Raw genomic sequence first — 19995 nt, 5'->3', positions numbered from 1 at the left:
GTGAGTTACGGCGTGTTCCTGCTCCGGTACGTGGACGGCGACGTCGCTCCGCTGGACGCCGAACGCTTCCGGCAGGTCACCGGGCCGTACGCCCTGGGGCGCGAGCAGGGGGACGAGTTCTCCCAGCTGCGCGTGGCGGACGGCGGCGAGGCGGACCTGTACCACGCTACCCAGGACGGGGAGTTGAGGTGCGTGGCGGCGAGCCGCTTCGCCCGCGGTGCGATGACCGGCGTGCTGGCCCGGCTGGCGGCGGACCTCGGTGCCGCGATCGTGCCCCAGGACGGGGGCGTGCTGATCTTCCATGAGGACGAGCGGCGCCATCTTCCCGCGGAGCTCCGCGGGGGTGCGGTCGTCATCGCGCCCACGGGGGAAGCACTCCAAGCGGCATTCGACGAGCGCTGAGCGTCGGCCGCTTCCGCCGGGTCCGGGCGCCGCTTCCGCCGGGCCGGGTGCCCGCTTCCGCCGGGGCCGGGCGACCGCGCTGCTCACTGCTCCTTCGTGAACGTGACCGGCAGCGTGCGCAGTCCGCGCATGATCAGGCCGCCGCGCCACCGCAGCTCGGACGGGTCCACGCTCAGCCTGAGGTCCGGCAGCCTGCGCAGCAGCGTGGCCAGGGCGATCTGTCCCTCCATCCGGGCCAGGGGAGCGCCCAGGCAGTAGTGGATGCCGTGGCCGTATCCCAGGTGCTGGTTGTCACGGCGGGTCAGATCCAGGGTGTCCGGCTCGGCGAACCGCTCGGGATCGCGGTCGGCGGCGGCCAGGACGACGAGCACGGGGTCGCCCTGGGCGATCTCCTGGCCGCCGATCTGGAGCGGACGCGTGGCGTAGCGCCAGGTCGCCATCTCCACCGGGCCGTCGTAGCGCAGGAGTTCCTCCACGGCCGTGTCGAGCAGAGCGGTGTCCCCGGCGCCCAGCGCCTGTTGGAGCCGTGCACGCTGCTCGGGGTGCTGGAGCAGCGCGTGCATGCCGTTGCCCACGAGGTTGATGGTCGTCTCGAACCCCGCGAACAACAGCACGAAGCACATCGCGGCGGCCTCGTCCTCCGTGAGGTGTTCGCCGTGGTCGCTGGCGCGGATCAGCCCGGAGATCAGATCCTCGCCCAGGTCCTCGCGCTTCCTGTGGATGAGGTCGGCCAGGTAGTTCTTGATCAGCTTGACCGCGCGCGCGACCCCGCCCCGCGGCCCTTTCCCGTGGCGGATCATCATGCCCGCCCAGTCCCGGAGGTCGTCCTGGTCCTCCGCCGGCACGCCGAGCAGATCGCAGATCGCGTAGATGGGCAGCGGGAAGGCGAACTCGTGGATGAGATCCGCCTGCCCGGTGGCGGCGAACTCGTCGATCAGCCGGTCGGTGAGCTCCTGCACGCGCGGCTCGAATGCCGCGATACGACGTGGGGTGAAGGCCTTCGACACGAGGCGCCGCAGCCTGGTGTGGTCCGGCGGGTCGATGTTGAGCAGATGCGTCATGAGGTTGGCGCTGCGTTCGCCGGGAATTCCCGTCTTGTTCCGTCCGGCCGCGTTCTCGTCGTGGTGGTCCGGGTTCTTGCTGAGCCGCTGATCGGCCAGCGCCTGCCGCGCATCGGCGTACCGGGTGACGAGCCACGCCTCCACCCCGTTGGGCAGCACGGTCTTGTGCACCGGTGCGTGCTCGCGCAGCCAGGCGTACGCGGGATAGGGGTTGCTGGCGAACTCCCAGGTGAAGAGCTCGGGGGCGGGGGGCATGTCGTGCGGGGCTGGCATGCCTCGACGGTATCCGGCGCCGGCGGGTGGGGCCGTGCGCGCGACGGTGCCGCTGCGGGAATGCGGCATCAGGCCTTCGTAACTGACGAGCCGTCAAGACTGTGACTTTGACGTGATCTCCGCTGCATCGACTTGTGACTGACGTTCGATTGCGGCTACGTTCACCGCTTAGCTCAGCTACCCCTGTGGACACAGGGCCTTCACATCCGGGTCCCGAGTCCGCGGTGGTCCCTCAGCAGTGCAGTCACGCGAAAGGCGTTCACATGCTCTCCGGGAACGGTCGTCACCGTCGGCCCCGCCAGGCCCCGGGCCTGGTCGTCGCAGCTGGAGTGACCGGCTCCGCACTCGCCCTGCCGCTGTTCGCCGCGACGGGCGCGAGCGCGGCCGACGGCACCAACTGGGACCGTCTCGCCGACTGCGAGAGCGGCGGCGTGTGGAGCGCGAACTTCGGCAACGGCTATTACGGCGGGCTCCAGTTCGACCAGACGACCTGGGAGGAGTTCGGCGGGCTCGACTATGCGCCGACCGCCGACCTGGCCAGCCGCTCCGAGCAGATAGCCGTGGCCGAGAAGGTCTACGCGGCGCAGGGCGCCCAGGCCTGGGCCACCTGCGCGCCGATCGCCGGTCTCCAGCAGAAGGCGACGGCCACGCCCGACGACGATCGCGACACGTCGGGCCGCTCGGGCGGGGACGCGAAGACCTCCGAAGAGTCCGGCAAGACGGGCAAGTCGGGCAAGACGGACGAGAGTGACAAGTCGAGCGATGCGCCCGACTCGTCCAACTCATCGGACTCATCCGACCCGTCCGGTTCCTCCGGGCCGTCCGCCTCGGCCACCCCCGGTCTCGACCTGCCCCTCTTCCCGTCGTACGGCGGCGAGAGTGACTGGAACCTCGGCGGCTCCGCCGACTCCCCCTCCGAAGGCCTGGACCTTCCGGACGAACTGCCCACTCCGGGCATCACGGGTGAGGGCAGCGGCGACGAGGCCGGCAACTCCGGTGAGACATCTCCCACTTCGCCCGACGAGTCCACCGGACGCCACCGCGGCGACCGCGCCGCCGACGACAGCGCCGAAGCCGACCGCGGCTCCTCGGGGCGGCACGCCTCGCGTGACGACGCCTCGCGCGACGCCGGGGCTTCGGGTGAGGCGGGCGCGGACGACGCGTACACCGTCCGTCCCGGCGACAGCCTCTGGGGCATCGCGGACGAGCAGCAGGTCGAGGGCGGCTGGTCCGCGCTTTACGGCGGCAACCGCCTGGTCATCGGCGACGACCCGAACCTGATCCTGCCTGGTCAGGACCTGGACCTGGGGCAGAACTGACGCGCTAACAGGCGTGCGGATCCAGGCCAGTTAGGCCGCGAATGTCCGTAATAAAGGAGCTTCGGGGGAAGTGAGAGATGGGTCTCATAGCCCCCGATTCTCTTTGTCTTTCGGGCGTTTGCCTGTTTACGGTCGTGACCGCTCGCCACTGGCGGGCCCCGTCGACCGCACGCCGAATCCTGCCGGCGGCCGTACGGGAACAGTCGTCGCATCATGCGCCGCAGGCAGGAGCGGGGGACCCAAGGTTTGTGCCGCGGGCGGAGGTTGAGAGACCACCGGCCCGGCTTGGGGTGAAGTGTCCGATATCTACGTACGGCGGTACGCGGATCGCGGACACCGGGTACTCACTGCACCCGAACCCGACAGCTCACCTCGCAGGCGTCGGTGAGGGGAAACTCCATGCTGTTTTCTGGCAAGGGCACCGGTAAGCACCGTCGTCTGACCAAGGGCGAGAAGGCCGTCCGCGCCGTCACGCTCGCCGGTGTCGCCGGCGCCGCGGTCGCCGCTCCGCTGATGGGCGCGGGCACCGCCTCCGCCGCCACCGCCTCCGAGTGGGACCAGGTCGCCCAGTGCGAGTCGGGCGGCAACTGGTCGATCAACACCGGCAACGGCTACTACGGCGGCCTTCAGTTCTCGGCCTCCACCTGGTCCGGCTACGGCGGCACGGCGTACGCGCCCACCGCCGACCAGGCCACCAAGGAGCAGCAGATAGCCATCGCCGAGAAGGTCCTCGCGGGCCAGGGCAAGGGCGCCTGGCCGTCCTGCGGCGTCGGCCTCTCCAACGCCTCGTACGACGGTGGCGGCGCGCAGGAGGCCCCGCAGCAGCAGGCCCCGAAGCAGGAGGCCCCGAAGCAGGAGTCCGCGCCGCAGCGCGAGTCCGCTCCGAAGGCCGACCGCTCCGAGCGCACCGTCGAGACCCCGACCGGCAAGAAGGTCGAGAAGGGCGACGGCGAGTACAAGGTGAAGTCCGGCGACACCCTGTCGAAGATTGCCGAGGCGCACGACGTCAAGGGCGGCTGGGAGAAGCTCTTCAAGCTGAACGACGACATCGTCGACGACGCCGACTTCATCTACCCGGGCCAGCAGCTCCACCTGAGCTGACCCGTCGGGCCCCCTCGGGGGCCGACAGGTCCCGGGCGGTTCCCCCCACACCCCCCACAGAGCTCCCGCCCCGGCGCGCGTCCCCCGTGCGTGCCGGGGCGGGCCCTTTGTGCAGGGGGCGCCCCGCCCGTACGGGAGTCCCTTTTGTCCGCCCCACCCCGTACCGGCCGGTAATAAGGGCGACGGAATCCAGGCCCTTCTGCCCCGTAATACGGGCCTTCGGGCCTCTTTTCGTCCCAGGGGACGGGCGGTCGGCTGGCCGATGCCTCAGAGGCGGTTAGGCTCTTGTCGCAAGGCCAAAGAGACCCTGCACTGCTTGCGTCACATCTAGCGTCACATCCCAGAAGGAGATGCTCGTGCCGTCCATCGACGTCGTCGTAGCCCGGGAAATCCTGGACTCCCGAGGTAACCCCACGGTCGAGGTCGAGGTCGGCCTCGACGACGGCAGCACGGGTCGTGCTGCAGTTCCGTCCGGTGCCTCCACCGGTGCGTTCGAGGCTGTTGAGCTCCGCGACGGAGACGCCAACCGCTACCAGGGCAAGGGCGTCGAGAAGGCCGTCCTGGCCGTCATCGAGCAGCTCGGCCCGGAGCTCGTCGGCTACGACGCCACCGAGCAGCGCCTGATCGACCAGGCCATGATCGACCTGGACGCCACCGACAACAAGGGCTCCCTCGGCGCCAACGCCATCCTCGGCGTCTCGCTCGCCGTGGCGCACGCCGCCTCCGAGGCCAGCGACCTGCCGCTCTTCCGCTACCTGGGCGGCCCGAACGCGCACCTGCTGCCCGTCCCGATGATGAACATCCTCAACGGTGGGTCGCACGCCGACTCCAACGTGGACATCCAGGAGTTCATGATCGCCCCGATCGGTGCGGAGTCCTTCTCCGAGGCCCTGCGCTGGGGCACCGAGGTCTACCACACGCTGAAGTCCGTGCTGAAGAGCAAGGGCCTGGCCACCGGCCTCGGCGACGAGGGCGGCTTCGCCCCGAACCTGGACTCCAACCGCGAGGCCCTCGACCTGATCGTCGAGGCCATCAAGCAGGCCGGTTACGTCCCGGGCCAGCAGATCGCGCTCGCGCTGGACGTCGCCGCCTCCGAGTTCTACAAGGACGGCAAGTACCTCTTCGAGGGCAAGGAGCTGTCCGCCGCCGAGATGACCGAGTACTACGAGGAGCTCGTCTCCGCGTACCCGCTCGTGTCCATCGAGGACCCGCTGTTCGAGGACGACTGGGCGGGCTGGAAGGTCCTCACCGACAAGCTGGGCGAGAAGGTCCAGATCGTCGGCGACGACTTCTTCGTCACCAACCCGGAGCGCCTGGCCCGCGGCATCGAGGAGGGCTCCGCGAACGCCCTCCTGGTCAAGGTGAACCAGATCGGTTCGCTCACCGAGACCCTCGAGGCCGTCTCGCTCGCGCAGTCCAACGGCTACAAGTGCATGATGTCCCACCGCTCCGGCGAGACCGAGGACGTCACCATCGCCGACCTGGCCGTCGCCACCAACTGCGGCCAGATCAAGACCGGTGCCCCGGCCCGCTCCGAGCGCGTCGCCAAGTACAACCAGCTGCTCCGCATCGAGGAGATCCTCGACGACGCCGCGGTGTACGCCGGCCGCAGCGCCTTCCCGCGCTTCAAGGGCTGATCAGCAGGGCTGAGCAGTCGGCCCGGCACCGCGCCGGGCAGCCGGCCTTGACGGGCTGATCGCCAAGGCTGTGCAGCCAGTCGTACGACGTCCCCGCACTCGGTCCCGTACCGTGTGCGGGGACGTCGGCGTGTACGGGGAGGCGAGAGCATGGGAGCGACGAAGGACCGGGACCGGTTCTCGACGACCACCCGCATCCGGCTGCTGGGCGAGCAGACCGCCGCCCGTGTCTACCGCTCGCAGACCCGCCGCCAGGCCCGCCGCTCCCGGCTCACCGGCCGCGCGGCGCTGCTCGCGCTCGTCGTCTGCTCGCTGATCGTGGCGCTCGCCTATCCCATGAGGCAGTACGTGGCCCAGCGCGCGGACATCGCGGAGCAGCAGCGGATCCTCGACGAGGAGCGGGCCGAGACCGAGCGCCTGCGCGACGAGAAGGCCCGGTGGCAGGACCCCGCGTACGTCGAGCGCCAGGCCCGCGAGCGCCTGCACATGGTGCGCCCCGGCGAGACCGGTTACACGGTCGTGGACCCCTCCGCCGCGCGCGAACGCCGTAAGGAATCAAGGCCCACGGCCGACCGCGCCTGGTACGTGAACCTCTTCGACGGCGTGGACACGATGGACCGGGCCGGCCAGGCCGACGACTGAGCACGACCGAGAACCGCTTCTCCACCCCCTTCATGGAAAGACCAGGCAGACCAGGCATGGAAACCCCGCCGCCCTCCACCCCGCGCACCGAGCCCACCGAGGCAGACGTCGAGGCCTTCAAGCAGCAGCTCGGCCGGCCGCCGCGCGGGCTGCGCGCCATCGCGCACCGCTGCCCCTGCGGCCAGCCCGACGTGGTCGAGACCGCGCCGCGGCTGCCCGACGGCACGCCCTTCCCGACGCTGTACTACCTGACGTGCCCCAAGGCCTCCTCGGCCATCGGCACGCTGGAGGCGAACGGCGTGATGAAGGAGATGACCGAGCGCCTCAAGACGGACCCGGAGCTCGCCGCCGCCTACCGCGCCGCGCACGAGGACTACATCAGGCGCCGCGACGAGATCGAGGTGCTCCAGGGCTTCCCGTCGGCGGGCGGCATGCCGGACCGCGTGAAGTGCCTGCACGTCCTCGTCGGCCACTCGCTGGCGGCCGGCCCCGGCGTGAACCCGCTCGGCGACGAGGCGCTCGCGATGCTGCCGGAGTGGTGGCGCAAGGGCGCGTGCGTGACGCCTGCGGTGGACGCGGGGGACACGGTGGACGCGGAGGACGGGAAGTGACCCGCGTCGCCGCCGTCGACTGCGGTACGAACTCGATCCGCCTGCTGGTGGCGGACGTGGACCCGGAAACCGGTGAACTCACCGACCTGGACCGGCGGATGACCATCGTCCGGCTCGGCCAGGGCGTGGACCGCACGGGCAGGCTCGCGCCCGAGGCCCTGGAGCGCACCTTCGCCGCCTGCCGTGAATACGCCGCGGTCATCAAGGAGTTGGGCGCGGAGAAGGTCCGCTTCGTCGCGACCTCGGCCTCGCGCGACGCCTCCAACCGCGACGACTTCGTCCGCGGCGTCCTGGACATCCTCGGCGTCGAGCCGGAGGTGATCACCGGCGACGAGGAGGCGCAGCTCTCCTTCGCGGGCGCGGCGAGCGCGCAGTCCGGGCGCGGGGACGCGCAGGCGCTGCGCACCCTGGTCTTCGACGTCGGCGGCGGCTCCACCGAGTTCGTGCTCGGTACGCAGACCGCCGAGCAGGCCACCGTGGACGCCGCCCGTTCCGTGGACATCGGCTGCGTCCGGCTCACCGAGCGGCACGGGCTCACCGGGGGTCCGCTGACCGACGAGCAGATCGCCGCCGTCCGCGCCGACATCGACAAGGCGCTCGACCAGGCGGCCGGGGCCGTGCCGCTCACCGAGGCGGACGTGTACATCGGCCTGGCGGGCACGGTCACGACCCTCGCGGGGATCGCGCTCGACCTGCCGGAGTACGATTCGGCGGCCATCCACCGCTCCGTGCTCCCGTACCAGCAGGTCAAGACCGTCACCCACCGTCTGATCGGCGCGACGCACGACGAGCGGGCCGCGATCCCGGTCATGCACCCGGGCCGCGTGGACGTGATCTGCGCGGGCGCCCTGATCGTGCTCGCGATCATGGAGCGCACCGGCGCCGAGGAGCTGCTCGTGTCGGAGCACGACATCCTGGACGGCATCGCTCTCTCCGCGGCCTGACCGGCCGAAGGGTCTGTTTCTGTCGAAGGGGCCTGACGGTCGAAGGGACTTGACGGTTCAAGGGGCCTGTACCTGTCGGTGGACAGGTACAGGCCCCTTCGCCATCGGCTGTTCAACCGACGCCCTCTTGTGCGAAGCGCCCGGATTGTCTTGGGTGGTGCGGGTGCCCGGAAGGGACCGGGCCGAACGGACCAGGAGGCTTCCGGCATGAGCGAGCCGGACTGTACGACGCCCGGTGGGATCACCGAGGCGGAGGTGGAGGCCCTGGTGAGGGGCATCTGCTTCAAGACGGGCCCACCGCGCACGGTGGGCGTGGAGCTGGAGTGGATCGTCCACGATCCGCACCGCCCCCGGACCCCGACACCCCCCGACTTACTCGACGCGGCCTGCGCCGCACTGCGCGCCCTGCCCCTGCGCTCGGCGCTCACCCTGGAACCCGGCGGACAGCTGGAGCTCAGCTCGCCACCCGCCCCCACCCTCTCCGACTGCGTCTCGGCCATGCGGGCCGATCTCGCCGCGGTCCGCGCCGCGCTCCGCGCCCACGGACTCGCCCTCGCCGGCCACGGCACCGATCCGTGGCGGCCCCCGAGACGCCTCCTCGACCAACGCCGTTACGAAGCCCTCGAAGCCGCACTCGACCGCGGCGGACCGGCCGGGCGCTCCATGATGTGCTCCTCCGCGTCCGTGCAGGTCTGCCTCGACGCCGGATACGAGGAGCCGGGGCCCCTCGGCCACCGCAGACGCTGGGTGCTCGCGCACCTGCTCGGGGCCGTCCTCGTCGCCGCCTTCGCCAACTCGCCCGTCCTGTCCGGCCGTTCGACCGGCCGGCGCTCCTCGCGGCAGTGGCTGTGGGAGCGGATCGACGCGGGCCGCTCGGGTGCGCCGCCGCTCGACGCGGAGCCGCGTACGGCCTGGGCGCGGCATGTGCTCGACGCGCCCGTGATGTGCGTACGCGCCGAGGAGGGGCCCTGGCTGGTGCCGGACGGGCTCGGTTTCCGCGAGTGGGTCCGCGGCGGACTGCCGCGCCCGCCCACCCGCGCCGACCTCGACTACCACCTGACCACGCTCTTCCCGCCGGTCCGGCCGCGCGGCCATCTCGAACTCCGCATGATCGACGCACAACCCGGCGAGGACGGCTGGATCGTCCCACTGGCCGTGACGACCGCCCTGTTCGACGACCCGGCGGCCGCCGAGACCGCGTACCGGGCCGTGAAAGGGCTCGCCGAGCGCGCGGGTGAGCGGCCCGCGCCGCACAACCCGCTGTGGCGGGACGCGTCCCGACTCGGGCTCACCGACCCGGAGTTGCGCGAGGCGGCGACCGTCTGCTTCGCCGCCGCCCAGGACGCCCTGGAGCGGATCGGCGCCGATGACGCCGTACGGCGGGCGGTCGCGGATTTCACGGACCGCTATGTCGCACGGGGCCGCTGTCCGGCCGACGACGCGCTCGAAGCCTTCGAGGCGCTGCCGGGGGAGCACCGCGCACTGCCGCACCCGCAGTCGCAGGCACTGCCGCAGCCTTCGCCTTCGTATGAGAGGAACGTCCGCTCATGACCGCCGAGGAGAACCCGCAGGCCCACCCGGAGGCGCTGCGCGCCCGCGCGCTCGGCGCCCTGGAGCGCGCACGGCACCGTACAACCCTGCTGACCAGCTGTGTCGAAGGACCCGAACTGACCGCTCAGCACTCGCCGTTGATGTCCCCGCTCGTCTGGGACCTGGCGCACATCGGCAACCAGGAGGAGCAGTGGCTGCTCCGGGCGGTCGCGGGCCGGGAGGCGATGCGGCCGGAGATCGACTCGCTGTACGACGCCTTCGAGCATCCGCGGGCCGAGCGGCCGCGGCTGCCGCTGCTCGCGCCCGACGAGGCGCGGCGCTATGCGGCCGAGGTGCGCGGCCGCGCCCTCGACGTCCTGGAGCAGGCCCCGTTCGAGGCGGACGGGGGCGCGCCGCGGCTGACCCGCTCGGGCTTCGCCTTCGGCATGATCGCGCAGCACGAGCAGCAGCACGACGAGACGATGCTCATCACCCACCAGCTCCGCAAGGGCGCACCCGCCCTCACGGCGCCCGACCCCGAGCCGTCGGCGGCTCCTTTCGACGGGCCGGCCGAAGTCCTCGTCTCCGCAGGCCCGTTCATCATGGGCACCACCGCGGAGCCCTGGGCCCTGGACAACGAGCGCCCGGCGCACGTACGCGAGGTCCCGGCGTTCCACATCGACACGACCCCCGTGACGAACGCCGCGTACCAGGAGTTCATCGCCGACGGCGGCTACGACGACCCGCGCTGGTGGCAGCCGGCCGGCTGGACCATGGTCCGCGAACACGGCCTGCGCGCACCGCTGTTCTGGCGGCGCGAGGCGGGGCAGTGGCTGCGCCGGCGGTTCGGCGTCACCGAGGTGGTGCCGCCCGACGAGCCCGTGCTGCACGTCAGTTGGTACGAGGCCGACGCCTACGCCCGCTGGCGTGGGCGGCGGCTGCCGACCGAGGAGGAGTGGGAGAAGGCGGCACGGCACGACCCGGCGACGGGCCGCTCCCTGCGCTACCCGTGGGGCGACGCCGACCCCACGCCCGAGCGGGCGAACCTGGGGCAGCGGCATCTGCGCCCGGCCGCGGCGGGCAGCTACCCGCTCGGCCAATCTCCCCTCGGTGTAAGGCAGTTGATCGGCGACGTATGGGAGTGGACGGCGAGCGACTTCCTGCCCTACCCGGGGTTCGTGGCGTATCCGTACCGCGAGTACTCGGAGGTGTTCTTCGGCCCCGACCACAAGGTGCTGCGCGGCGGCTCGTTCGCCGTGGACGCGGTGGCGTGCCGGGGCACCTTCCGCAACTGGGACTATCCGGTGCGGCGGCAGATCTTCTCCGGATTCCGTACGGCGCGGGATGCCGACTCGCGGGATGCGGACTCGCGGCGTGCCGACTCTCGGGGCCCGGGCGCGCGGCATGCGGGTGCGCGTGACGCGGGTCCGGGAAGCGCGGGTGGTGCCTGATGTGCCGGCATCTGGCCTATCTGGGACCGCCGGTGCCGTTCGGCGAGGTCCTGGACGCGCCGCCGCACAGCCTGTTCCGCCAGTCCTGGGCGCCGCGCAGGCAGCGGCACGGCACCGTCAACGCCGACGGCTTCGGGGTCGGCTGGTACGCGGACGGGGACCCGGTGCCCGCCCGCTACCGCCGCGCCGTACCGGTCTGGGGCGACGAGGCGTACGCCGACCTGGCCCGGGTGGTGCGCTCGGGCGCGCTGCTCGCGGCCGTACGGGACGCGACGCTCGCCGGGGCCGACGGACAGGCCGCGGCGGCCCCGTTCGCCGCCGGGCGGTGGCTGTTCAGCCACAACGGCGCGGTGCCGGGCTGGCCGGGCTCGCTGGCGCCGCTGGTACGGACCCTGCCCGCGGAGGCGCTGCTGTCCCTGGAGGCCCGCTGCGACTCCGCGTTCCTGTGGGCGCTCGTGCTGCACGGGCTGCGTACGGGCGAGGACGCGGCACACGCGGTCGCCGAGACCGTCCGCGCCGCGGCCGACGCGTCGCCGGGCGCGCGGCTCAACTTCCTGCTCACGGACGGCCGGACGATCACCGCTACCGCCTGGGGCGACACGCTCTGGTACCTCGCGGACCCGGCGGCGCGCCGGACCGTCGTCGCCTCCGAGCCGTACGACGACGATCCGCGCTGGACCGAGGTCCCCGACCGCACGCTGCTCACCGCGGACCGCGACGCCGTCCGGCTCACGCCGCTCGCACCCGGCCGCACGGATCCGCCGCCCGCCGACGAGCGCACCGGCACCACCCTCACCGGCGGCCGCGCGGCCGCCCTCACCAGCCCGCCGCCCCCGCTCAAGGAGCCCACCACGTGACCTCGTTCGCCCTGACCCGCACGCTGCCCGAGGACGCCGGCCAGGAGGCGCTGCGCACCGACGTCCTGCACGGTCTGACCCGGATGCCCAAGACGCTGCCGCCCAAGTGGTTCTACGACGCGCACGGCAGCGAACTCTTCGAAGAGATCACCGAGTTGCCGGAGTACTACCCCACCCGCGCCGAGCGGGAGATCCTCCTCGGCCGCGCGGCCGAGATCGCGGCGGCGACGGGGGCGCGGACCCTGATCGAGCTGGGCTCCGGCTCCTCCGACAAGACCCGCCACCTCCTGGACGCGCTCACCGGCCTCGACCTCTATGTCCCCGTGGACGTGAGCGAGAGCGCCCTGCGCGGCGCCGCCCAGGCGCTGCACCGCACCCACCCCGGCCTCGCCGTGCACGCCCTGATCGCCGATTTCACCGCCCCGCTCGCGCTGCCGCCGGTGCCGGGGCCGCGGCTCGTGGCGTTCCTCGGCGGCACGATCGGCAATCTGCTGCCGGGGGAGCGGGCGGAGTTCCTCGCCGCGGTCCGGGCGATGCTCGCGCCGGGCGACTTCTTCCTGCTCGGCACGGACCTGGTCAAGGACGCGTCGGTGCTCGTGCCGGCGTACGACGACGCGGCGGGCGTCACGGCCCGGTTCAACAAGAACGTCCTCGCCGTGCTCAACCGCGAACTCGGCGCGGACTTCGACCCGGACACCTTCGCGCACGTCGCCGTCTGGGACGAGGAGAACGAGTGGATCGAGATGCGGCTGCGCTCGGCCGTGGCGCAGACCGTGAAGGTGCCGGCCCTCGACCTCGCCGTGGACTTCGCGGCGGGTGAGGAGCTGCGCACCGAAGTGTCCGCGAAGTTCCGGCAGGCCGGCGTACGGGCCGAGACACGGGCCGCCGGCCTGGAGCCGACCCACTGGTGGACGGATTCGGAAGGCCGTTTCGCACTGTCACTGAGCACGGTGCCCGAGCAGGCCCGATAAGGCCTTTGAATCCATGGCGGCGGGCCGGAAGCGGGTCTTCCGGCCCGCCGTCCACAGGAACTTCGTGAAGTTCTTCACAAGGAAATGGCGCCCCTTGGGTGAAGGAGAGGCCTCCGGAGTCCGAATCGGGGACATGATCATGGTGCACGGCTTGATTCCGGTGCGTTCCCCGTACGTGACAGCGTGATGAACAAGGGCTGTGGTCCAGTGCCCCGAGAGCCCGGAAACCCAGCTCAATAGGGGTGAACAACGTTCTCCCGTACACCATGGTTCCCCTGCGCGACCATGAGCTGCGTCACGCGAGCCGCGCAGTGTAGCAGAGGGCATAGTCAACCTTGTGAAGGGGCGCACGAGCGACCCCCGCCACCCGGGTGGATACTCGATGGCATGAGCACCACGGAGCGTCCCAGGATCCTCGTAGTAGGTGGCGGGTACGTAGGCCTGTACGCAGCCCGGCGCATTCTCAAGAAGATGCGCTACGGCGAGGCGACCGTCACGGTCGTCGACCCGCGGTCGTACATGACGTACCAGCCCTTCCTCCCCGAAGCCGCCGCCGGCAGCATCTCGCCTCGGCACGTCGTCGTCCCGCTGCGACGCGTGCTGCCCAAGGCCGAGGTCCTCACCGGCCGTGTCACCACCATCGACCAGGACCGCAAGGTCGCCTCGATCGCCCCGCTGGTCGGCGAGGCGTACGAGCTGCCCTTCGACTACCTGGTGATCGCGCTCGGCGCCATCTCCCGTACCTTCCCGATCCCCGGCCTCGCCGAGCAGGGCATCGGCATGAAGGGCATCGAGGAGGCCATCGGCCTGCGCAACCACGTCCTCGAGCAGCTCGACAAGGCCGACTCCACCAAGGACGAGGAGGTCCGCCGCAAGGCGCTGACCTTCGTGTTCGTCGGTGGCGGCTTCGCCGGCGCCGAGACGATCGGCGAGGTCGAGGACATGGCCCGCGACGCCGCCAAGTACTACAACAACGTCAAGCGCGAGGACATGCGGTTCGTCCTCGTCGACGCGGCGGACAAGATCCTTCCCGAGGTCGGCCCGAAGCTCGGCCAGTACGGCAAGGAGCACCTGGAAGGCCGCGGCATCGAGGTCTACCTCTCGACGTCGATGGACTCCTGCGTGGACGGCCACGTGGTCCTCAAGAACGGCCTCGAGGTCGACTCCAACACCATCGTGTGGACCGCGGGCGTCAAGCCCAACCCGGCGCTCCAGCGCTTCGGTCTGCCGCTCGGCCCGCGCGGCCACGTCGACACCCAGACGACCCTCCAGGTCCAGGGCAGCGACTACATCTGGGCCGCGGGCGACAACGCCCAGGTGCCGGACCTCGCCGTCGGCGAGGGCGCCTGGTGCCCGCCGAACGCCCAGCACGCGCTGCGCCAGGCCAAGGTCCTCGGCGACAACGTGATCTCCGGTATGCGGGGCTTCCCGCAGAAGGAGTACAAGCACGCCAACAAGGGTGCTGTGGCGGGCCTCGGCCTCCACAAGGGCGTCGCGATGATCGTCATGGGCAAGATGAAGATCAAGCTCAAGGGCCGTCTCGCCTGGTACATGCACCGCGCGTACCACGGCATGGCGATGCCGACGTGGAACCGCAAGATCCGCGTCTTCGCCGACTGGACCCTGGCGATGTTCCTCAAGCGCGAGGTCGTCTCCCTCGGTGCCCTCGAGGCGCCGCGCGAGGAGTTCTTCGAGGCGGCCCGTCCCGCCCCGGTGGCCCCGCCGGCCGCGGAGAAGGCCCCTGCGGCCGCCTCGCAGTCGCAGTCGCAGGAGAAGGCCAAGGCCTCCTGACGCCTTAAACAGCTCCAGCTCACGCCCGAAGGGGCCGCCCGCCATCCGTGGTGCGGGCGGCCCCTTCGGCGTTCTGCGTCGGCGCAGGCTTGTCGGTGTGGTCCGGCGGTGCCGGTTTCGACCTTGGCCGTCGGCACCGGGGGTCGGCGTGGTCCGCCGGTGCCGGTGCCGGTGTTCTCCAGCGGCCGTTTCGCGGCTGGCGGGTGGCTGCCTGGCCTATCGGGTGGGCACCCGGCTGAAGTGCTTGCGGATGCCCTCGCGGTCGTCCCCGTCGAGGGCCAGGCGCCACTCGAGCCGCCCGCAGTCCGCGCAGACCAGCGCGGACACCGGCACGGTCGTGCCGCGGAGCGCGCCGAACTTCAGCCGTACGTTGGGGTTGGCCTGCCCGTAGTACGCCTCGCCCGCGTACACCTCGGTGCTCCCGCAGCCGGGGCACACCCCCTGCGCCATCCCGTTCCCTTGTGTCGTCATGCGGCTCACCCTAGGAGCCGCCCTCGGGAGGGGCCCGACCGGGGCAACCCCCGTAATGCGGCTGGCGACGCGCCCCGTCCCGTGAAACCGTGCGTCCCGGCGCACCTCGGAACCCTCTGCACTCTCCGCGCCCCGCGTCCGTACCCCCGCTCCCGCACACGAGAGGTCTCGGTGGACCCCGTCACGACCCCAGACCCGAGCGCTGCTCCGGACACTGCCGCTACGGACCCCACCCCGTACACCGACGACCTGGACTCCGCGGTCGTCCTGATCACCGGCGTGATGGCCTCGGGCAAGTCCACCGTGGCCGAGCTCCTGGCCGGGCGGCTGCCCCGCGCGGCCCATGTGCGCGGCGACGTCTTCCGGCGGATGGTCGTGTCCGGCCGCGAGGAACTGCTGCCCGAGGCGACCGCCGAGGCCCGCGCCCAACTGGAGCTGCGGCAGCGGCTGTCCGCGATGGTGGCCGACGAGTACGCGCGCGCGGGCTGGACCGCCGTCGTGCAGGACATCGTCCTGGGCGAGGACCTGAGCCGGTACGTCGCCCGGGTCCGCACCGAGCGCCTCTACGTCGTCGTCCTGGCCCCCTCCGCGGCAGCCGTACGCCACAGGGAAGCCGAGCGCCCGAAGACCGGCTACGGCGCCGGCTGGACAGTGGACGCCCTCGACCGCGCGCTGCGCGAGGACACCCCGCGCATCGGCCTGTGGCTGGACACCTCGGCGCAGACCCCGGCCGACACGGTCACCGCGATCCGCGCCGACCTGCTGAAGGCCCGGGTCCGCCCCACCTGACCCACCCCGCATCCCCACGTCGCCACATCCCGACGTCACCTGCGATCCAGCCCCGACTGGGGTTCATATACATGTACGTCATTCACGCACGGGTTCTTGACGTGCCCCTGACGACCCCTTAGCTTCCCGGATGGCAAGCGCTTTCCCCTGCTGCGCGGATCCCGCAGACAGGACCGCAACACCCGTAATCCAACGGCGACTTGGGGAGCGACATGAGACCAGCACGCGCACAGACGCACACACAGACGCAAACGCAGACGCGGGCACAGACACGGACGCGGGGCCGGGCGCGATCGCGCGGCAGGAGGGCCGTCTGGGGAGCGGTGACGGCCGCGGCCGTCGGCGCCGCGACGCTGGTCGTGATGCCGCAGGCCTCCGCCGCCACCGGCGGCGTCACCGGCTACGCGACCCAGAACGGCGGCACGACGGGCGGCGCGGGCGGCGCGACCGTACGCGCCACGACCGGCACCCAGATCCACCAGGCGCTGTGCGACCGCGCCAGCAGCAGCACGCCGATCACCATCCAGGTCGAGGGCACGATCAACCACGCCAACACCGCCAAGGTGTCGGGCACGAGCTGCAACACCGCCGACGGCGTGATCGAGCTCAAGCAGATCAGCAACGTCACGCTCGTCGGGGTGGGCAGCGGAGCCGTCTTCGACCAACTGGGCATTCACATCCGTGAGTCCAGCAACATCATCATCCAGAACGTGACGGTGAAGAACGTCAAGAAGTCCGGCTCGCCCACGTCGAACGGCGGCGACGCGATCGGGATGGAGACCGACGTACGGAACGTGTGGGTCGACCACGTCACGCTCGAGGCCTCGGGCGGTGAATCCGAGGGCTACGACGGGCTGTTCGACATGAAGGACAACACCCAGTACGTGACCCTGTCGTACAGCATCCTGCGCAACTCGGGCCGCGGCGGCCTCATCGGCTCCAGCGAGACCGAGGTCTCCAACAGCTACATCACGCACCACCACAACCGGTACGAGAACCTGGACTCGCGCGTCCCCCTGCTCCGCGGCGGCACTGCCCACCTCTACAACAACCACTACGTGAGCGTGAACGACTCGGGCATCAACTCCCGGGCCGGCGGCAAGGCGAAGGTGGACAACAACTACTTCGAGGACTCCAAGGACGTCCTCGGCACCTTCTACACGACCACGACCGGGTACTGGCAGGTCAGCGGGAACGTCTTCGACAACGTGACATGGTCGCCCGCGAGTTCCGACTACAAGCCGGCCGGCCCGAACCCGACCTCCAACACGACCATCAGCGTCCCGTACGCCTACAGCCTCGACGCCGCGAACTGCGTCCCGGACGTCGTCAGCCGCACCGCGGGCGCCGGCAAGGGCCTGCAGGTCTCGGACGGCAACTGCACCCCGACGACCCCGTCCCCGACCCCGGACCCGACCACCCCTGCACCGACCACGCCCGCACCGACCACCCCGGCCCCGACCACCCCGCCGGCCGGCACCAACCTCAGCATCGGCGCCGGTTCGGACGGTTCGAGCAAGGCCGACGGGACCAGCTACGGCAACGTGCGCGACGGCAACATGAGCACCTACTGGTCGCCGTCCGGCACCACGGGATCGATCTCGATCAAGTGGGGCGCCCCGACGACGGTCTCGAAGCTCCACATCCGCGAGGAGGCGTCCGCAGCCGGCCGCATCGGCTCCTGGCGGGTCCTGAACGCCGACACCGGAGCCGTCCTGGCCTCGGGCACCGGCGCGGGCGTCATCCCGATCCCCGCGACCACCTTGAGCAAGATCACCTTCGAGATCACCGGCTCGACGGGAACACCCCGGATCGCCGAATTCGAGACGTACGCCGGTTAGCAGTCACGGCACGAGTGGCAAGCGAAGGGCCGCGTCCGGAAGGGGACGCGGCCCTTCCCGCGCGCTCCACCCTGAGCTCCGCAGACGGTCCGCCGGCCGTCCCCGCAGACAGAAAAGGTGCCCGGAACCGGACTCGAACCGGTACGCCCCCGAGGGGCAGCGAGGTTCAAGCCAGCTGGAAGTCCACGTCATCAAGTCAGGCGGGTACGCGCTGGGTGATGCGCCACAGACGCCGGGGCAGTTCGCCTTCCTCGAAGGGATGGACTTCGGTGAGTGTCCAGTTCTCGGCGAGGGAGTCGACCAGTTCGCGCGGGAAGAAGTGCACCGCGAAGCCGCCGTGTTCGTAGATGTCGTCGCCGTGGGAGACGCCTGCGCCGTAGTGCGCGTCGCCGGTGTGGCGGACGGTGTAGACGAACGTGCCGCCCGGCCGCAGCACGCGGCGGACCTCGTCGACCAGGGCGTGGATTTCCTGAGTCGACAGCGCCATGCACAGCAGCATGTGGGCGAAGACGGCGTCCACCGAAGCGTCGGGCAGGGGCAGCGGTGTGCGCACGTCGTGTACTGCGGTGATGACCTGCCCGCTGACCTCCAAGGTCGCGGCTGCGTCGCGCAGTTGGTCCAGGCCGGTGGGGCTGAAGTCGGTGGCCAGCACGCTGAATCCCTGGCGCGCGAAGTGCAGGGCATCGCGGCCGTGTCCGGCACCGAGTTCGAGTACCTCACGCGCTCCGGCTGCGCGGAAGGCGTCGGCTGCGTGAAGGGCGGGGGCGGAGGGCTGCTCGCCGTACATGCCGGGGTGGGCGGTGTAGGTGTTCTGCCAGTGCTGCCGCTGGGTCTCTGCCAGTTCCTGCTCGTCCGCCACGGTCCTCGGCCTTCCGTTCGCGTGTCCCGAGTCGCAGCTTAGATGTCTCGTCGTTCCGTTCGGCCATCGGTCATGGCGCTGCGTAGACGGTGTCGGTATCAGGAGATATCCCGTCGCATCGACCAGATCGTGCCCAGGACGGCGAACGCGAGTCCGTAGGCGGCGAGTGCGAGGCCGCCGGCCCAGGGGGTGAGGAAGTCCTGGGTAGTGAGGGTGATCTGGGTGAGGGCGGAGGAGGCGGGGCCGGGCAGGTACCGGGAAATGCCCTCCAGGGCGGGGACGCCGGTGACGATGGGTTCGGCGACGAAGCGGTAGACCAGCAGGGCGACCACGGTGGCGACTTGGTCGCGCAGGAGTGCGCCGAGGCCGACTCCGATGAGGGCGAACACGGTGACGGCGGCCACGGTTCCCAGGGCGGTGGCGGGGATGCCGTTGCCGGTCAGCGGCAGATGGATGCCCTTGGCTGTGAGCCAGGGCAGGGCGATCGCGGTGACGATACTCAGGCAGGCGACGGCGTAGGCGGCGCCGGCCAGGCCGTAGGTGAAGAGTTTGGCGGTGACGACCCGGCCGCGGTGCGGGGTGGCCAGGAAGGTCGCGGTGGCGGTCTTGTGCCGGAATTCCCCGCTGATGCCGATGGCGCCGAGGACGGCGGCCAGGGTGCTCGCGCCGCCGACGGCCACCGCGAACAGGGTCTGCTGCCCGGCGGCCGTGTCCAGGGATGGAGTCCAGGTCTCGTCGCCGTCGGCGAAGGCGATGAGGAGGCTCGCGTACAGCGCGGTCAGGGCCACGGCGGTGAGCAGCAGCCACAGCCAGAGGCGGGTGGTGAGCAGTTTGTGGAATTCGCCGGCGATCAGTCGACGCATGGTCATTCCCTCCCGGCGCCGTGGTCCGCGCCTTTGGTGAGGGCGAAGAAGAGGCGCTCCAAATCTCCTTGGTGGGCGGCGAGTTCGTGCAGCTCGATGCGTTCGCGGTGGGCGAGGCGGCCGATATCGGCGCTCGCGAGGCCGGCCACTGTGAGGGTCTCGGGGCCCAGCTGGCGGACGCTGGTTGCGTTGGTGGTCGCTTGCTCCAGGGCGAGGCGGAGTTCGGTGGCTTGCGGGCTGCGTACGGAGACCTGGGCCGGGGCGGAGGGCAGGTCCGTGAGCGGTCCTTCGTGCACCGGGCGACCGCGGTGGATGATGACGACGCGGTCCACCAACTGCTGCATCTCGGACAGGATGTGGCTGGACACCAGCACAGTGCGCCCCTCGGCGGCCAGACGGCGCAGGAACTGGCGCAGCCAGGCGATCCCTTCCGGATCGAGGCCGTTGGCCGGCTCGTCCAGGATCAACACCTGCGGGTCGCCGAGCAGCGCTGCGGCGAGCGCGAGGCGCTGGCGCATGCCGAGCGAGTAGCCGTCCACGCGGCGCCGCCCGGCGTCGGTGAGACCGACGATCTCGAGGACG

General features: G+C 71.2%; 19 protein-coding genes and 1 riboswitch. Of the genes, 14 read left to right on the top strand and 5 right to left on the bottom strand.

Annotation, left to right across the window (positions count from 1 at the left end; all coding sequences use genetic code 11):
* Complete coding sequence (locus BLT97_RS30325; protein WP_093615927.1) at nucleotides 1-402, top strand: hypothetical protein; 402 nt, start codon at nucleotides 1-3, stop codon at nucleotides 400-402.
* Between the two features lie 83 nt (nucleotides 403-485).
* Here BLT97_RS30325 and BLT97_RS30320 read toward each other — a convergent pair whose 3' ends face one another.
* Nucleotides 486-1736: a cytochrome P450 family protein gene (locus BLT97_RS30320; protein WP_093615925.1), complete on the bottom strand. Its 1251-nt coding sequence runs from the start codon at nucleotides 1734-1736 to the stop codon at nucleotides 486-488.
* A 329-nt stretch (nucleotides 1737-2065) separates the two neighbouring features.
* Between BLT97_RS30320 and BLT97_RS30315 the strand changes: the two genes are divergently transcribed.
* From BLT97_RS30315 to BLT97_RS30265, 11 genes are all read left to right on the top strand, one after another.
* Nucleotides 2066-3055, top strand: a complete 990-nt coding sequence (locus BLT97_RS30315) for a transglycosylase family protein (RefSeq protein WP_342742793.1) — start codon at nucleotides 2066-2068, stop codon at nucleotides 3053-3055.
* Between the two features lie 206 nt (nucleotides 3056-3261).
* A riboswitch (cyclic di-AMP (ydaO/yuaA leader) is annotated at nucleotides 3262-3451 on the top strand.
* A gap of 3 nt (nucleotides 3452-3454) precedes the next feature.
* Nucleotides 3455-4156 (top strand): transglycosylase family protein, encoded by a 702-nt coding sequence (locus BLT97_RS30310; RefSeq protein ID WP_093615921.1) that lies wholly within the window; start codon nucleotides 3455-3457, stop codon nucleotides 4154-4156.
* A gap of 350 nt (nucleotides 4157-4506) precedes the next feature.
* Entirely contained in the window at nucleotides 4507-5793 is a 1287-nt protein-coding gene (gene eno, locus BLT97_RS30305; RefSeq protein ID WP_093615919.1) for a phosphopyruvate hydratase, read from the top strand.
* 150 nt (nucleotides 5794-5943) lie between these two features.
* A complete protein-coding gene (locus BLT97_RS30300) occupies nucleotides 5944-6435 on the top strand; it encodes an FtsB family cell division protein (protein WP_093615917.1) in 492 nt (163 codons plus the stop codon).
* A 56-nt stretch (nucleotides 6436-6491) separates the two neighbouring features.
* The gene (locus BLT97_RS30295) at nucleotides 6492-7046 is read left to right on the top strand and encodes a DUF501 domain-containing protein (RefSeq protein WP_093615915.1); all 555 of its coding nucleotides are present in this window, start codon (nucleotides 6492-6494) and stop codon (nucleotides 7044-7046) included.
* Nucleotides 7043-7990, top strand: a complete 948-nt coding sequence (locus tag BLT97_RS30290) for a Ppx/GppA phosphatase family protein (RefSeq protein WP_093615913.1) — start codon at nucleotides 7043-7045, stop codon at nucleotides 7988-7990. Before BLT97_RS30295 ends, BLT97_RS30290 begins: the two co-directional genes overlap by 4 nt.
* 207 nt (nucleotides 7991-8197) lie before the next feature.
* The gene (gene egtA / locus BLT97_RS30285) at nucleotides 8198-9541 is read left to right on the top strand and encodes an ergothioneine biosynthesis glutamate--cysteine ligase EgtA (protein WP_093615911.1); all 1344 of its coding nucleotides are present in this window, start codon (nucleotides 8198-8200) and stop codon (nucleotides 9539-9541) included.
* Nucleotides 9538-10971 (top strand): ergothioneine biosynthesis protein EgtB, encoded by a 1434-nt coding sequence (egtB, locus tag BLT97_RS30280; protein ID WP_093615909.1) that lies wholly within the window; start codon nucleotides 9538-9540, stop codon nucleotides 10969-10971. The genes egtA and egtB overlap by 4 nt, the downstream gene beginning before the upstream one ends.
* On the top strand, nucleotides 10971-11828 hold the full coding sequence (gene egtC, locus BLT97_RS30275) for an ergothioneine biosynthesis protein EgtC (RefSeq protein ID WP_093615907.1): 858 nt from the start codon (nucleotides 10971-10973) through the stop codon (nucleotides 11826-11828). The genes egtB and egtC overlap by 1 nt, the downstream gene beginning before the upstream one ends.
* Complete coding sequence (egtD, locus tag BLT97_RS30270; RefSeq protein ID WP_093615905.1) at nucleotides 11825-12799, top strand: L-histidine N(alpha)-methyltransferase; 975 nt, start codon at nucleotides 11825-11827, stop codon at nucleotides 12797-12799. The genes egtC and egtD overlap by 4 nt, the downstream gene beginning before the upstream one ends.
* 387 nt (nucleotides 12800-13186) lie before the next feature.
* Entirely contained in the window at nucleotides 13187-14590 is a 1404-nt protein-coding gene (locus BLT97_RS30265) for an NAD(P)/FAD-dependent oxidoreductase (RefSeq protein ID WP_093615903.1), read from the top strand.
* A gap of 216 nt (nucleotides 14591-14806) precedes the next feature.
* Here BLT97_RS30265 and BLT97_RS30260 read toward each other — a convergent pair whose 3' ends face one another.
* Nucleotides 14807-15061, bottom strand: a complete 255-nt coding sequence (locus BLT97_RS30260) for a hypothetical protein (protein ID WP_143041418.1) — start codon at nucleotides 15059-15061, stop codon at nucleotides 14807-14809.
* A gap of 249 nt (nucleotides 15062-15310) precedes the next feature.
* Here BLT97_RS30260 and BLT97_RS30255 point away from each other — a divergent pair, with 249 nt between their 5' ends.
* Both BLT97_RS30255 and BLT97_RS30250 read left to right on the top strand, forming a co-directional pair.
* A complete protein-coding gene (locus BLT97_RS30255) occupies nucleotides 15311-15850 on the top strand; it encodes an AAA family ATPase (protein ID WP_093616167.1) in 540 nt (179 codons plus the stop codon).
* Between the two features lie 323 nt (nucleotides 15851-16173).
* Nucleotides 16174-17691, top strand: a complete 1518-nt coding sequence (locus tag BLT97_RS30250) for a pectate lyase family protein (protein ID WP_425442783.1) — start codon at nucleotides 16174-16176, stop codon at nucleotides 17689-17691.
* 196 nt (nucleotides 17692-17887) lie between these two features.
* Here BLT97_RS30250 and BLT97_RS30245 read toward each other — a convergent pair whose 3' ends face one another.
* From BLT97_RS30245 to BLT97_RS30235, 3 genes are all read right to left on the bottom strand, one after another.
* On the bottom strand, nucleotides 17888-18550 hold the full coding sequence (locus tag BLT97_RS30245) for a class I SAM-dependent methyltransferase (protein ID WP_245769629.1): 663 nt from the start codon (nucleotides 18548-18550) through the stop codon (nucleotides 17888-17890).
* Nucleotides 18551-18648: 98 nt separating this feature from the next.
* Nucleotides 18649-19413, bottom strand: a complete 765-nt coding sequence (locus tag BLT97_RS30240; RefSeq protein ID WP_093615897.1) for a hypothetical protein — start codon at nucleotides 19411-19413, stop codon at nucleotides 18649-18651.
* Between the two features lie 2 nt (nucleotides 19414-19415).
* A partial coding sequence (locus BLT97_RS30235) for an AAA family ATPase (protein ID WP_143041417.1) occupies nucleotides 19416-19995 on the bottom strand: 580 nt, incomplete at its 5' end.

Origin of the sequence: Streptomyces indicus, assembly GCF_900100315.1 — a bacterium.
In the GTDB taxonomy this organism is placed as follows: domain Bacteria; phylum Actinomycetota; class Actinomycetes; order Streptomycetales; family Streptomycetaceae; genus Streptomyces; species Streptomyces indicus.
Note: the sequence above shows the minus strand (reverse complement) of the source record. Positions and strands in the feature narration are given on the sequence as shown.